The 14,470-nt window shown below is 76.6% G+C and carries 7 protein-coding genes and 1 pseudogene; all 8 read right to left on the bottom strand.

Going from position 1 to position 14,470, the window contains the following annotated elements; translation table 11 throughout:
* Positions 1 to 30: 30 nt before the first annotated feature.
* Entirely contained in the window at positions 31 to 3,534 is a 3,504-nt protein-coding gene (locus VSR01_RS34925) for a serine hydrolase (protein ID WP_326452981.1), read from the bottom strand.
* Positions 3,531 to 4,814, bottom strand: a complete 1,284-nt coding sequence (locus tag VSR01_RS34920; RefSeq protein ID WP_326452980.1) for an ABC transporter ATP-binding protein — start codon at positions 4,812 to 4,814, stop codon at positions 3,531 to 3,533. The genes VSR01_RS34925 and VSR01_RS34920 overlap by 4 nt, the downstream gene beginning before the upstream one ends.
* 112 nt (positions 4,815 to 4,926) lie before the next feature.
* Positions 4,927 to 5,196: pseudogene (locus VSR01_RS34915) on the bottom strand (ATP-binding cassette domain-containing protein); the annotation flags it as partial.
* 64 nt (positions 5,197 to 5,260) lie between these two features.
* Positions 5,261 to 7,648 (bottom strand): dipeptide/oligopeptide/nickel ABC transporter permease/ATP-binding protein, encoded by a 2,388-nt coding sequence (locus VSR01_RS34910; protein WP_326452979.1) that lies wholly within the window; start codon positions 7,646 to 7,648, stop codon positions 5,261 to 5,263.
* Positions 7,649 to 7,651: 3 nt separating this feature from the next.
* A complete protein-coding gene (locus VSR01_RS34905) occupies positions 7,652 to 8,713 on the bottom strand; it encodes an ABC transporter permease (protein ID WP_326452978.1) in 1,062 nt (353 codons plus the stop codon).
* 34 nt (positions 8,714 to 8,747) lie between these two features.
* Positions 8,748 to 10,346, bottom strand: a complete 1,599-nt coding sequence (locus tag VSR01_RS34900; protein ID WP_326452977.1) for an ABC transporter substrate-binding protein — start codon at positions 10,344 to 10,346, stop codon at positions 8,748 to 8,750.
* 336 nt (positions 10,347 to 10,682) lie between these two features.
* Positions 10,683 to 12,071: a serine hydrolase domain-containing protein gene (locus tag VSR01_RS34895; protein WP_326452976.1), complete on the bottom strand. Its 1,389-nt coding sequence runs from the start codon at positions 12,069 to 12,071 to the stop codon at positions 10,683 to 10,685.
* 498 nt (positions 12,072 to 12,569) lie between these two features.
* Positions 12,570 to 14,297, bottom strand: coding sequence for an MFS transporter (locus VSR01_RS34890; RefSeq protein ID WP_326452975.1), 1,728 nt, complete (start codon positions 14,295 to 14,297; stop codon positions 12,570 to 12,572).
* Positions 14,298 to 14,470 lie beyond the last annotated feature (173 nt).

Below are 14,470 nucleotides of genomic sequence, written 5' to 3'. Positions count from 1 at the left end.
TCTCCCGCCGCGCGGCCGCGGTCCGCTCGCTCACGGCCGCCCCGCCTTGGGCGTGGCGCGCACGCCGTAGTGCACGTACCGCTCGCCGCCGGGCAGGCCGTAGAAGGTGACCGGCGTCCAGTGCGGGGAGTCCGGCTCGCGGACGGCGAACAGGTCGCCTGAGCCGTCGACCGGCGTCATCACGTGCTCCTCGACCGGGTCGGGCAGCAACGCGGCCAGCGGTCCGAGGACGGTGGTGCGCATGACCGCGGCGCCGTCGCGTTCCAGGATGTCGATGCGCACTCCGGCGCGCTCGTACGTCCCGGTGTGGCGTCTGACGCCGACCGCCGGGGGCCGCTCCGGCGGCGCGAGCGGCAGCGGCATGTCGAGTCCGGCCAGGTCGCCGAGGATCTCCCGGTAGAGGTCCTGGTACAGGTCCCGCGCCTGGCCGCCGTTGGTGAGCAGCGCGACGGCGAGGCCCTGGTCGGGCAGCAGGCGCAGGAACGCGGACTGGCCGACGGTGTTGCCGTCGTGGCCGATCAGCACCCGCCCGTCCCAGGTGAAGCGGCTCCACCCCAGGCCCCAGGAGTCGCCGAGCGTGTGCGGGTCGGGGAGTTCGACCTGCCGGTCCGCCATCGCCGCGGCGGCCGCCTCGCCGAGCACCCGGACGCCGTCCGCGGCCAGCCCGCCGCGCAGGTGCATCCGGGCGAAGGCGAGCAGGTCGGCGGCCGAGGCGCAGATGAGGCCGGCCGGGCCGAGCGAGCGCGGCAGCCCCCACACGGGAGCGACGGCCGGCTCGCCGCCGGCCTCGGCGACGTGCCCGGTGGCGGCGCGGTGCAGCAGCGCCTCCTCGGGCAGCGTGACCGTGTGCTCCAGGCCCAGCGGGGTGAACAGCCGCTCCCGCACCGCCTGGTCCCAGGTGCCGCCGGTGAGCTTCTCCACCACCCGGCCCATCAGCGAGAAGCCGGAGTTGCAGTAGGACCAGGTGGCGCCGAGCGGGTGGATCTGCGCGGCGTCGGCGAGCAGCGCGGTGTACTTCTCCAGGCAGTCGTCGCCGCGCCCGGTGTCGTCGAAGATGTCGCCGTCGATGCCGCTGGTGTGCGTCAGCAGGTGCCGCATCGTCACCTCCTTGGTGACGTCCGGGTCGCTGAGCCGCAGCTCGGGCAGCACGGTCACCAGCGGCGCGTCGAGGTCCAGCAGGCCCTCGTCGGCCAGTTGCATCACCAGCGTCGCGGTCCACACCTTGCTGATGGAGCCGATCTGGAAGAGCGAGTCGGCGGTCACCGGCACACCGGTGTTCTTGTTGAGCACCCCGTACGCGGCCACGGCCAGCTCGTCGCCCGCGTCGCCCGCGTCGCCCCCAGCGCCCGAAGCGTCCGGGCCGGCCGCCGCGTCGGGGCCGATCCGCAGGATGCCGAGGGTCGCTCCGGGGACGCGGTGCCGGGCGGCCAGCGCCTCCAGCCGGCGCTGCCAGTGCGCGGCGTCGACCAGCGGCAGGCCCTTGCGGTCCGGGCCTGCGGCGTACCGCTCCACCCAGTCCACGATGCGGCGGTTGAAGTCCAGCCGGTGCGAGGGGGCGCCGTCGAGGACGAACAGGTGGGAGGCGCCCGGGTACAGCACCAGCCGCGACGGCACGCCCTGCTCGCGCAGCGCCGTGTGCCACTGCGCGGCCTGGTCGGCCGGGCAGCGCCGGTCGTCCGCGCCGTGCAGGATCAGCGTCGGGGTGCGCACCTCGCGGACCCGGGACAGCGGCGACATCGCCGCGTAGTGCTCGGGGCCGGCCCAGGGCGGGCCGTCGAGTTCCAGGTCGGCGAGCAGGTGGCCGTCGTCGGAGGCGCCGGCCATGCTGACCAGGTCGCTGACGGTGCCGCCGGCGACCGCGGCGGCGAAGCGGCCGTCGCGTCCGGTGAGGTAGCAGGCCATGTAGCCGCCGTAGCTGTATCCGGCGACGGCGAGCCGCTCGGGGTCCGCGAGGCCCTCGGCGACCAGGGCGTCGACCGGTTCCAGCAGGTCGGCGGCGTCGGCCAGGCCCCACGCGCCGATCGCGGCGGTGTAGAACACCTCGCCGTAGCCGTCGCTGCCGCGCGGGTTGAGCAGCAGCACGGTCCAGCCGAGCGCGGCCAGCCGCTGGTGGTACAGGTGCACGTCGTCGGCCGCGCCGTTCCACGCGTTGTGCGGGCCGCCGTGGACGTCCAGCAGCAGCGGCCCCGGGCCGGTCGTGCCGGGGGCGCGGACCAGCCACCCGTGCACGGTGGTGCCGTCGCAGACGGTGAACTCCCGCTCGGTGCGCGGGTAGAGCGTCACGTCGGCGACCGCCGCGCCGTGCTCGGTCAGGACGCGCTCCGCGCCGGTGGCGAGGTCGACGACGGCGATCTCGCCGAAGGAGGCCGGGGTGGCGAGCACCACGGCGGCCAAGTCGCCGGCCACGCTGAGCCCGGAGACGTTGCGGCCGGCGCCGGCCAGCACCGCGCGGAGGCCGGCGGCGCCGGGGGTGGACGCGCTCGGGCCGGTCGGGGCCGGGCCGGCGGCGTACAGGTGGGTGCAGCCGCGGTCGCGGACGCAGAACAGCACGGTCGCTCCGTCGCCCGCGGTCTGCGGCAGGCCGCCGGGGTAACCGGGGCCGCCGGGCATGACGTTGCGGTCCAGCGGCCCGGACAGGTCCTCGGCCGGCCCTCCGTCCAGCGGTACGCGCAGCAGCCGGGCGTGCCCCACGGGCGCGGCGCGGTGGCCGACGACCAGCAGGGCGGCGCCGTCCGGCGTCCAGCCGACCGTGCCGGCGAAGCCGTCGGGGGCGCCGACCAGGACCGGCTGGGCGCCCGCCGCGGCGGCGTCCACGGTGTACGCGGCGCTGCGCACGGTCAGGTCGGCGCGCGGGTCGGTCGCGGCGGTGAACGCGAGGGTCCGGCCGTCGGGCGACCACGCGGGGGCGCCGGCGTGCCAGTCGCCCTCGGTCAGCCGGCGGCACGCGCCGGTCGCGAGGTCCAGGACGTGCACGTGATGGCGGAGCGAGCCGAGCAGGCCGGCGCCGTCGTACTGGTAGTCCAGCCGGTCGCTGACCAGCGGCCTGCGGTCGGCCGCAGGAGCCGGGTGCCGCGCGCCGGACGCGCCGGACGCGCCGGACGGGTCCGCGGCGGGCGCGGGTCCCGGCGGCGCGATGTCGACCGGCGCGGTGAACGCGATCCTGGTCCCGTCCGGGCTCCACACGGGCGCGCCCGCGCCCAGCGGCAGCTCGGTCAGCTGCTCGGCCTCGCCGCCGTCCGCGGGCAGCAGCCACACCTGGGCGGGGCCCGCGCCGGGCTCCGGGCCGGCGCGCAGGAAGGCGATTCGGGTCCCGTCGGGCGACCAGCTCGGCGCCTGGTCTGCGCCGCCGCGGGTCAGCCGCCGCGCGGGACCGCCGCCCGCGGCGGGCACGTGCCACAGATCGCGCACCGTGCGGTCGCCTGCGAGGTCGCTGCCGCGCAGCACGTACACGATCCGTGTGCCGTCGGGGGAGAGCGCCGGCTGCTCCGGCACCGCGATGTCGGCCAGGTCCTCGATGCGCAGGGGTCGGGTCATCGGACGTCCTTCCTCGCCGGCCCGTGCGGGCGGCGCGCGAGAGTTCGGGGCGCCGGGAGAGCCCCGGCGTGAGCGGACGAGCCCATCGGCCCGTCCGGGACGACCGCTTCGGCGGCCCCGGCGCTCCGGCCGCCATGGGCCGGGTTGCCGTCGCCGGCCGGCACGGACGCCGGCGCACCGCCGGTCGACGGCGCACCTGGGCCGGGCGGACCGCCCGGCCGGGACGGGCCCGCGGTCGGGCCCGCCGCCGCGCCGTCCGCGAGGGCGACGGCGGGCGCGACGGCGGCGGCGGTCACGGTGGTGGGCGGGGTGAGCGGGGTGAGCGGGGTGAGCGGGGGCGTGGCGGGGGCGGCGGTCATCGGGGGGCCGTCTCGGCGAAGTGGCAGGCGGCCGCGTGCCGCCGCGCGGGGGCGTCCCGGGAGGGGTCGAGGGTCAGGCACTGCGTCCGCCCGGGGTCGACCGACGGCCCCACCGGGCAGCGCGGGTGGAACCGGCAGGCCAGGCGGGTGGTGCGGATCGGGCGGCTCGGCGTCCAGCACGGCGACCGGAACCGCCGTGGGGGACGGCGCCGCGGCGGGTACGGAGCGCGGTGCCGCGGAGCCGGCGGCGTCCGTCGAAGCGCCGTCCCCCGTGGCGGACCCGCCGGGGTCGGACCCGGGCTCCGCGCCGCTGCGAGGGCCCTTCCGCAGCGGTGTGGCCCCCTTGTGCGCGTGGTCCGCCGGAGCGGCGCTCGGGGGCGGCCCGGCCGAGGGAACACCGCGTGCGTGCCCGGCTGCCTCGCGGCTCCCGGGTGCGCCGGGGCCCGCGGCGGTGGCGGCTCCGGCGTCCGCCCGCGGCCCGCCCGCCCGCGGCCCGCCCGGGGCGTCGGGCGTCGTGGTGTGCGGGAGCGGGCCATGCACGCCGCCGGCGTCCGTGGCGGCCGCGGCGCCCCCGGCGCCCGGTCCCGCGCGGAGTGCGGGCCGGCTCGCGGCGGGGCGGGCGTCCGCGCCGGGCGCCGCAGCCAACAGCTCACGGGTGTAGGGGTGCTGGGGATCGGCCAGCACCTGCGCCGCCGGGCCGTACTCGACGATCCGGCCCAGGTACATCACCGCGAGAACGTCGCTGACGTAGCGCACCACGGCGAGGTTGTGCGAGATGAAGAGCATGCCGAGCCGCATGCTCCGCTGGAGCTCGCGCACCAGGTTGAGCACCGTGCCCTGGATGGACACATCGAGCGCCGAGGTGATCTCGTCGGCGATCACGACCTCCGGGCGCGCGGCCAACGCCCGTGCCAGCGCCACGCGTTGGCGCTGGCCGCCGGAGAGCCTGGCCCGGCCGGGCGGCGGCGTGGCCGGCGTCGAGCCCGACCAGCTCCAGCAGCCGGGCCACCTCGGCGCGGCGCGCCTGCGCGTCCGGGAACGCGCCCTTCGGCACGGCCTCCGCGATCGCGCCGCCCACGCTCATCCGCGGGTCCAGCGAGGCGTACGGGTCCTGGAACACCATCTGCAACGGCCGGCGTCCGCGCACGGTCCCGCGGCGGTTCAGCTCCTCCCCGTCCAGCAGCACCCGCCCGGCCGCGAGCGGCGCCAGGCCGACCGCCGCGCGGGCCAGCGTGGACTTGCCGGAACCCGACTCCCCCACCAGGCCGACGACCTGGCCCGAGGGCACGGTCAGGTCCACCATGTCCACGGCGCTCATCGCCCGGCGCCCCCTGCCGTAGCGCACGCTGACGCCCTCGAAGCGCAGTTCACTCATCGCCGCCCGCCTCCCCTTCGGCGCGCGCGCCGCCCGCGCCCCGCTCGTCCCGCTGAACCGGCTCGTCCCGCTGGACCGGCTCCGCGTGTCCGGCCGGCTCGGCGTGTCCGGCCTGCCTGTCGTGCCCGGCCGGCTCGGCGGGCCGGGTCCGCCCGGCCGCCCCGGTCGCCCGCGCCGCTTCCGCCTGCGCTCCCCCGGCGTCCGCCTCGTCACCGCTCTGCGGGTACCAGCAGGCCACCCGGTGCCGCCGCCCCGTGCCGAGCGCCTTCGCGTCCCCCGGCTCCCCCGGCTCCGCCGGTTCCCGCAGCTCCTCCAGCTCGGGGTCCTCCAGGCGGCAGCGGTCCCGCGCGAAGGCGCAGCGCGGCGCGAACGCGCAGCCCCGCGGCAGCCGGTCGGGAGCAGCGGGCCGGCCCGGGATGACGGCGAGCGGGCGGTCCAGGTCGGTGTCCATGCCGGGGACGGTCGCCAGCAGCGCGCGGGTGTACGGGTGCCGGGCCCGGGACCGCAGCCGGTCGGTGGGCAGTTCCTCGACGACGCGGCCCGCGTACATCACCAGGACCCGGTCGCAGGACTGCGTGACCACGGTGATGTCGTGGCTGATCAGCAGGAGCGCGACGCCGTCGCTCTCCCGGATCGAGCCGAGCAGGCGCAGCACCTGGCGCTGCACGGTGACGTCCAGCGCGGTGGTCGGCTCGTCGGCGATGATCAGCGACGGACTGCCCATCACGCCCATGCCGATCATCGCGCGCTGCCGCATGCCGCCGGAGAACTCGTGCGGGTACTGCGCCGCGCGGCGCTCGGCGGCCGGCACGCGCACGTCCCGCAGTCGCCGTACCGCCCGCGCCAGCGCCTGCCGCCGGTTCATCCCGAGGTGCTCGCGGGCGACCTCGGCCAGCTGCGGCCCGACCCGCATGGTGGGGTTGAAGGAGGTCATCGGGTCCTGGAAGACCATGGCGAGCGAGGTGCCGAGCAGCCGCCGGCGCGCGGCGCGTGCCGCGCGGTCGGCGCGCCCCGGTCCGCCCGCGCGCCGGCCCGGGAGGCGGCGCCCGGCGCCGTCCCGGCCGCCTGCCGCGCCGTCGCCGGCCAGCGGCACGCCGAGGAAGTCGAGCCGGTCCGCCCGCACGGTTCCCGGGGGTTCGACCAGCCTGCCCACGGCCAGCGCGGTCAGGCTCTTGCCCGAGCCGGACTCGCCGACCACGCCGACCGCCTCGCCGCGAGCAACGGTGAGGCTCACACCGCGCACCGGGGTGACCGGCCCGCTCGCGCCGGGGAAGCTGACCCGCAGCCCCTCCACCGCGAGCACCGGCCCGTCCTGGCCCCCGGGGCCGTCCCCCGGGCGGCCGTCCGCGCCGGAGCCTCGCGCCGCGGCGTCCCCCGCCGCGTGCTCCGCCGACGCCCCGGGCCCCGCCGACGTCCCGGGCCCCGCCGACGTCCCGGGCCCCGCCGACGTCCCGGGCCCGGCCGCGGCCACCGCCTCGGGCGACCCGACCGCCTTCGCCACCGCCTCGCCGACGAGGTTGAACGCCAGCCCCGCGACCACCACGGCCACGCCGGGCGCGAGCGCGGCGGCCGGGTGGGTGTAGATGCCGCTGAGGCCGTCGCCGAGCAGTCGGCCCCAGTCGTACGAGGGCGCCTGCACGCCGAGTCCGAGGAACGACAGGCCCGAGAAGGCGAGCAGCGCGCCGCCGGCGCCGATCGTCGCGTTGACCACGAGGGGCTCCGCGACGTTGGGCAGGATGTGCCGGACCAGCACCCGGAAGCGTCCGACGCCGGCCACCCGCGCGGCGGCGACGAAGTCGCGTTCCGCCACCGAGGCCACCAGCGTCTGGGTGAGCCGGGCGAAGCCGGGGGCGGTGGCGAAGCCGATGGCCAGCACCGCCCCCTTGGCGCCCACCCCGAACACCACGGCGAAGAACAGCGCGAGCAGCAGCCCCGGGAAGGCGACCGCGATGTTGACGACCGAGGTGATCAGCCGACCCGCGCGGCGGCCGAGCAGCGCGGGCGCGGCGCCGAGGACGAGCCCGGTGGCCACGCCGATCGCGGTGGCCAGCAGGGCCAGGCCCACCGAGAGCCGGGTGGCCACCAGCACGCGGGCCAGCACGTCGCGGCCCAGGTTGTCGGTGCCCATCCAGTGCTTGCCCGAGGAGCCCTGGAGCAGCGCGCCGGTGTCGACCGCGTCGGCCCGGCCCGACCAGATCGGCGGGCCGAACACGGCGAGCGCCAGCACGAGCAGCAGCAGGACGCAGGCGGTCGCGCCGAGCGGGGTGCGCAGCACCGCGGTCCAGCGGGCGCCGCGGCGCGGCGGCGCCGCGTCCGTCCCGGGGGACGCCGGCGCGGGTCCGGCCGTCTCGCGGGTCTCCGCCTTGTACTCCACCGCCATCGCTCAGCTCTCCAGGATCGCGGAACGGGGGTCGAGCAGGGCCAGCCCGGCGTCGACCGCGAGGTTCACCAGCAGGACGCCGACGCCGTAGACGAGGACGACGCCCTGCACCACCGGGTAGTCCTTGGCCAGGATGGACTGCACGATGGTGCTGCCCAGGCCCGGCCAGGCGAAGACGTTCTCGACCAGCACGGTGCCGGCCACCAGGCTGCCGAGCAGCAGCCCGGCGATGGTGAAGGTGGCGGTGACCGCGTTGGGCAGCGCGTGCCGCAGGTAGACCGTGCGCGGCGGCAGGCGTTTGGCGCGGGCGGTGCGGATGTAGTCGGCGTCCAGCACCGACAGCGTCTCGACCCGGACGATGCGGGCCAGCACCGCGGCAGGTCCCGCCGCGAGCGACGCCACCGGCAGCACGTAGGAGCCGACCCCGCCGCGGCCGGCCACCGGGAACCAGCCCAGCCGGACCGCGAAGACGTAGACCAGGCCGACGGCCAGCAGGAACTCGGGGATCGCGGCGACCAGGACGCCGGCGGAGGTGAAGGTCAGCTCGGTGCGGCGGCGCCGGCCGCCGCGGGTGAGCACCGCCATCAGCAGGCCGAGCGGCACGGACGCCAGCAGCGCGACCGCGAAGGCGGCGACCGCCAGCGCCACGGTGGCCGGCAGCCGGTCGCCGATCACCTGCGAGACCGGCAGCCCGCTGGTCATGGAGACGCCGAGGTCGCCGCCGAGCAGGTGCCGCAGGAAGCGCAGGTACTGGGTGGGCAGCGAGGCGTCCAGGCCCAGTTGGTGCCGGCGCAGCGCGACCACCTGCGGCGGCGCGGTGAGGCCGAGGGAGGCGCGCACCGGGTCGCCGGGGATGAGGTGGATCATCACGAAGGCCGCGGTGACCAGCACCCACACGGACACCACCAGGCGTCCCAGGCGGCGTACGGCGAACCGCACCCAGGGGTTGGCGGCCAGGCCCCGCATGCCCGGCAGGCGCGGTGCGGGCGGGTCCGCCGGCGCCGGCGCGGTGGCCGCGGCGGGCCCCGCGCCCGCGGGCAGCAGGTCGGCGTGTGGTGTCTTCATCGTTGCGGATCGCCTCCGGGAGCGCGGGCGCCGGTCAGCCGAGCATGCGGATGGACGAGGGCGAGATGGCGGCGTCGGCCAGTTCGAAGGTGGCGCCGCCGGCGAAGATCGGGGTCAGCTCGTCGGCGAAGGGAACCACGTCGGTCCGCTGGAACAGCGCCTTCTCCGCGGCGGCCCACTCGGCGCAGCCCTTGGTGCCGGGCAGCGCGGAGGCGGCCTTGACGTGGGCGGCGTAGCCGGGGTTGTCGATGAAGGCGAAGTTGCCGCCCTTGGGCGGGGTCGGCCCGGACACGAACGGCACCACCTGCGTGGGCAGCGTGACGGTCAGCGGCACGAACGCGGCGTCCCACGAGCCCTGTCCGCCGATGACGCTCTGGCCGAGCTGGCTGTCGGTGGCGCCCTTGAGCGTGACCTGGGCGCCGATCTTCTGCCAGAAGGTGCGCAGCAGCTCGGCGCCGGTCTGCAGCGGGGCGCCGCGGCTGCTGGGGTAGGTGAAGAGCAGGGAGAGCTTCTTGCCGTCCTTGCTGCGCACCCCGCCGGGACCGGCCTTCCAGCCCGCGGCGTCCAGCGCGGCCGCCGCGGCGCTCGGGTCGTAGGAGGGCAGGGCGCCGGTCACCGTGTCCTGGGTGCAGGGGCCCTGTCCCGAGGCGACCATGCCGGTGGGGGCGCGGCCGTCGCCGCTGGTGACCACGGTGCGCAGCTGGGCGAGGTCCAGGGCCTGGGTCAGCGCGCGGCGCACCGCCGGGTCGGCGGCCGGGCCGCCGGGCCTCTCGTCGAACCACATCTCGCCCAGCGGGGCGCGCAGGGCACGCTGGAAGCCGTGCCGGGCGGCCACCCTGGCCTTGTCCTGTCCGATGATCATGGCGGCGTTGATCTGCCCGGCCAGCAGCAGGTTGGCGGCGGTCGCCTCGTTCTGCACCACGCGGAGCACCACGGTGTCGGGCAGGCCCCGCACGCCCGGCTTCCAGTCGCCGGGCCCCCACGCGTAGTCCTTGCGGCGGGTGAGGGTGTAGTGGTCGTCGGCGACCGCCTGGGTGAGGGTGAACATGCCGGTGCCGGAGCTGCCCCGCTTGAGCAGGTCGCGGTCCTGCATGCCCTTGGGGCAGACGATGGGCAGGCCGCCGACGTCCCTGGCGAGGAACGCGTCGGGGGTCGGCGAGGTCACGGTGACCTTCCCTGCCGCGTCGTCGGCGGTGGCCTTGGCGCCGGCCGGCACGTTCAGCCCGGTCTTGGCGGAGCCGTGCTGCGGGTCGGCGACCCAGTTGACGTTCCGCGCGACGACGCTCGCGGTCAGCGGGGTGCCGTCGGAACAGGTGACGCCCTTGCGCAGGGTGTACGTCGCGGTCGAGGCGTCGCCCTGCCAGGCGGCGGCGAGTCCGGCGACCTCCTTGCCGGAGGCGTCGACGGACACCAGCGAGTCGTAGAGGAAGGCGTCCGCCTGGAAGGCGACGGACAGCGAGGTCAGCTGGGGGTCGAGGGTGCCGGGGTCGGCGGCTATCGCCAGGGTGAAGGTGCGGCCGTCGACGGGCTTGCCGCCGGCGCCGGCGGTGCCGCCGCTCCCGCCGCCGCTGCACGCGGCCAGGGCGAGCGGCAGCAGACCGACTGCCACGATCGTCGTCCGTGCGGACTTCATGGTGCCTCCCGCGGAGGGGTGTGCGGAGCGGTGTGCGACGGGACGTGCGGAGGGTGCGGGGCGTTCGGGGATGCGGCGGTGGGGTTGGGCGGGCGCGGGCCCGCGGTCCGGAGGCGCGGGCCCGCGGTGCGGAGGCGCGGTCCGCCGCGGTGGGGCCTCGGAGCCGGCCGAGGGCTGCCGGAGCGCGGCGACCCGGCGTCAGGCGTCAAGCTCAGGCGTCAAGCTCAGGCGTCAAGCTCAGGCGTCAAGCTCAGGCGTCAAGCTCAGGCGTCAAGCTCAGGCGTCAGGCTCAGGCGTCAGGCTCAGGCGTCAAGGACAAAGCGTCAGGGCGGGGCTTCAGGGCGTCAGACGGCGGTCCGCGCGGCCGGTGTGCAGGAACCGCGCGGGCCCGCCGTCCTCCCCGGCGACGAACGCGTACGGCTGGTGGAAGCCGTCCTCGGGCTCGCGGGCGATCAGCGTGTCGCCCTCCAGGGCGACCAGTTCGATCGTCGCGGTCTCCATGCCCATCTCGGCGGCCAGACCCTTGGGCACGCGCTCGACCCAGACCCGTCCCTCGCCGTCCTGGCTGACGGTGTTGTCGAACATCCGCGAGCCGTACGTGCCCACCAGGTGGGCGGCGTCGACGCGCGGCGGGTCGGCCGGCGGCACCGGCAGCGCGGGCAGTTCGACGCCGGCCAGCTCGCGCAGGATGTGCCCGACGACCTCGTGGTAGAGGTCGACGCCCCGGCCGCCGTTGGTCAACAGGGTGACGGCGAGGTCGTGTTCGGGCACCAGCCGCAGGAACGCGGCCTGGCCGACGGTCGTGCCGTCGTGCCCGACCACGCTGGTGCCGGAGCCGTCGAAGATCTCCCAGCCCAGGCCCCACGCGTCGCCCATGACGCCCAGCCGCGGCAGGTCGACCTGCCGCTCGCGCACCGCCCGCGCGGACCGCGCCGACAGCACCTGGGTGCCGTCCGCGGCGCGGCCGCCGTCCAGGTGCATGCGGGCGAACGCCAGCAGGTCGCGCGCACGCATCGCGAGCATCGATCCGGCGGGCGCGTTGGACCGCGCCAGCGCCCAGATCGGGGCGGGTGCGAGCGGTTCGCGCGGCGAGGGCCTCAGATGCCCGACGGCGGCGCGGTACAAGATCGCCTCCCACGGGCCGTTGGCCGCGTGGGTGAGCCCGAGCGGCGTGAACAGGTGGTCGCGCAGGCAGGCGTCGTAGGGCTTGCCGCGCAGCACCTCGACCAGCCTGCCGAGCACGCAGTAGCCGGCGTTGTTGTACGAGAAGAGCCGGCCCGGTTCGAAGAGCTGCGGGACGTCGGCCAGGGTGGCGACGTACTTCTCCAGGCAGTCGTCGTCCTTGCCGGTGTCGGTGAAGATGTCGCCCTCGAACCCCGCGGTGTGGTCGAGCAGTTGGCGCACGGTGATGACCCGGGCGGCGGACTCGTCGGCGATCCGGAACTCCGGCAGCGCGCCGCGCACCGGGTCGTCGAGTCCGATCAGCCGCTCGTCGACGAGCTGCATGACCAGTGTGGAGGTCCACAGCTTGGTGATCGAGCCGATCTGGAAGAGCGTGTCGGTGTCCACCTCGACACCGGTGGACAGGCTCAGCACGCCCGTGCCGTGGTCGGCGACCTCTCCGCCGAGGTCGACCGCGACCGCCGCGCCCGGCACGTCGTACTGGGCGAGCAGGCCGGGCAGCCGCTCCTCGCACCAGGTCCGGATCTCGCTGAGTTTCGCCATGCGGCGACAGTAGGCGCGCGCCCCGGCCCGTCGTTCGTCCGCGCGGACGAACCGCGACGGCCAAGTCCGTCCGCCCGCACGAAGCGTGTCACCACCCCGAAACCCCGCGTTCAGCCCCCGGAGCGCCGGCGGCCGCGCCGAGCCGGCCCAGGCAGCGCGGTGTTTCGGCATGCTGGTGCCCTACGTCCCTGCCGCTCCCGATCGGAGGTGCACCGCCCTGCTGCGCGAACTGACCGCCGTCGTCTGCGGGGTGACCGGGGCGGCCCTGGTGGCCGTCGGCGCGACGGCCGTGGTGCGCAGGGTCCGCACCCGGCGCGCCCTGCGGGCGGGCCCGGTGGCGCGGGGCCGGGTGCTGGAGGTGTCGCTGCTGCCCGGCGACCAGGGCCGCCCGGGCGTGCAGCGCTCGGTGGTGAGCTTCGAGACGCCGGACGGGCGGCAGTTCCTGCTCGTCGATCGCTCGGGGCGGGCCAGGGAGATCGACGAGCCGGTGCTCGTGCGCTACCCGGTCGGCCGGCCGGAGGACGCCGTCCCGGACGACGTCCCCGGGGGTCGGCCGGGCCTGTCGCGGTTCTTCTGGCGGGTGCGGTGGTCGCCGCGGCGTGCCTGGTGGTGGCCGTCAGGGTGCTGATCCCGCTGAGGTAGCGGCGTCCGCGCCCTGCTGTCCCCCGGTGTCGGCGGCCGCCTCGCCCGTCTCGGCCGCGCCGGCCGGGCTCTCCGTGTCGCCCCGCGGGAAGAACAGCAGGGCCAGCACCGCCCCCGCCGCCGCGGTCCCCGCGGAGACCAGCAGCATGACGTCCATGCCGTGCACGAAGGCCGCCCGCACCACACGCACCAGCGCCCCGTCGCCGGCGGCCTGTGCGGCCCGGACGCCCGCCGAGACGCCGGCGTGGACGCTGCTGTCGAGGTCGGGGCGAGCCTGCCGGTGTGCAGCCGGCCGCGGTAGCCGGAGCTGAGCACCGTGCCGAGGACCGCGACGCCGATGGTTCCGCCGACCTGGCGCATCGCCTGGAGCAGGCCGGAGCCCGCGCCCGCGCGCTCCGCGGACACCGCGCCCAGCGCGCCGCTCATCGCCGCGGGCAGCGCGAGCCCGATGCCCGCGCCGAGCACCGCGATCCACGCGGCGGCGAACCCGTAGCCGGTGCCGACGCTCGTGGTGGCCGCCGCGGCCAGCGCGGCGGCGGCGAGCACGAAGCCGGCGGTGATCAGCGCCCGGGGGCCGTAGCGGCGGGCGAACCGGCCGCCGAACTGGGTGGCGACGATCATGCCGCCGATCATCGGCAGCAGCCGCAGTCCGGTGCCCAGCGGAGTGCTGCCGCCGACGCTCTGGAAGTACTGGGGAACCGCGAACAGCAGGCCGAACAGCGCGAAGTTGGCGATCGTGGCGTGCGCCGTGCCCCAGGAGAAGCCGGCGTCGCGGAACAGCCCGAGGTCGATCAGCGGATGGTCGCAGGCCCTCTCCCAGGCGGTGAACGCCGCGAGCAGCGCCACCCCGGCCAGGGCCGGCGCCCAGGTGCCCGTGTCCGTCCAGCCGTGCTGGCCCGCGTTGATCGAGCCGTAGATGAGCGCGACGAGCCCGGCCGAGGACAGCGCGGCGCCGAGCAGGTCGAGCCGGACCGGACGGGTGCTGCGCGCCTCGGGCAGGAAGGCCGCCAGCAGCAGTGCGCCGACGGCCGCCAGCGGCACGTTGAGCAGGAACACCGAGCCCCACCAGAAGTGGTTGAGCAGCCAGCCGCCGACGATCGGCCCCAGCGGCAGGCCGAGCGTGCTGGCGGTGGTCCACAGCAGCACCGCCTGGTCGCGCTCCTCCCGCTCGGGGAACAGCACCGGCAGCATCGCGAAGCCGAGCGGCATCAGCGCCGCGCCGGCCAGGCCGAGCAGCGCGCGGGCCGCGATCAGGCTGCCCGGTGAGCCGGCCAGCGCGCACCACAGCGACGCCCCGCCGAACAGCACCAGCGCGCCGACCAGCATCCGCTTGCGGCCGTAGCGGTCGCCGAGGTTGCTGGCCGGCAGCATCGCCGCGCCGACGGTCAGGGTGTAAGCGGTGCTGAACCACTGCAACTGCCCGGTCGTGGCGTGCAGCGACGCCGCGAGTTCCGGCAGGGCGATGGTGAGCACGGTGGTGTCGAGGCCGATCGTCAGACCGGAGAGCGCGAGCGCCGCCAGCGCCCACCACCGGCGGGAAGGGTTCCGGTCGGCGACCGGGGCCGGGACGGTGTGTCGAGCCATGCGAGGGGCCTCCCCTGGTCCACTCATAGATGCGAAACTTAGGTATCTTTTTCCGGCACACAGGTCCCCGCGGAGACGGCCGGTACCCTGGAGGCTATAACTAGCTAAGTTAGGTATGCAAATACCTGACCGCCCGCCACCTCCGGCAATCCCGCGGACACAAATGTCCGGCA

Origin of the sequence: Actinacidiphila sp. DG2A-62, from assembly GCF_035825295.1 — a bacterium.
Lineage (GTDB): Bacteria > Actinomycetota > Actinomycetes > Streptomycetales > Streptomycetaceae > Actinacidiphila.
This window is presented reverse-complemented; position numbering and strand designations above follow the sequence as displayed.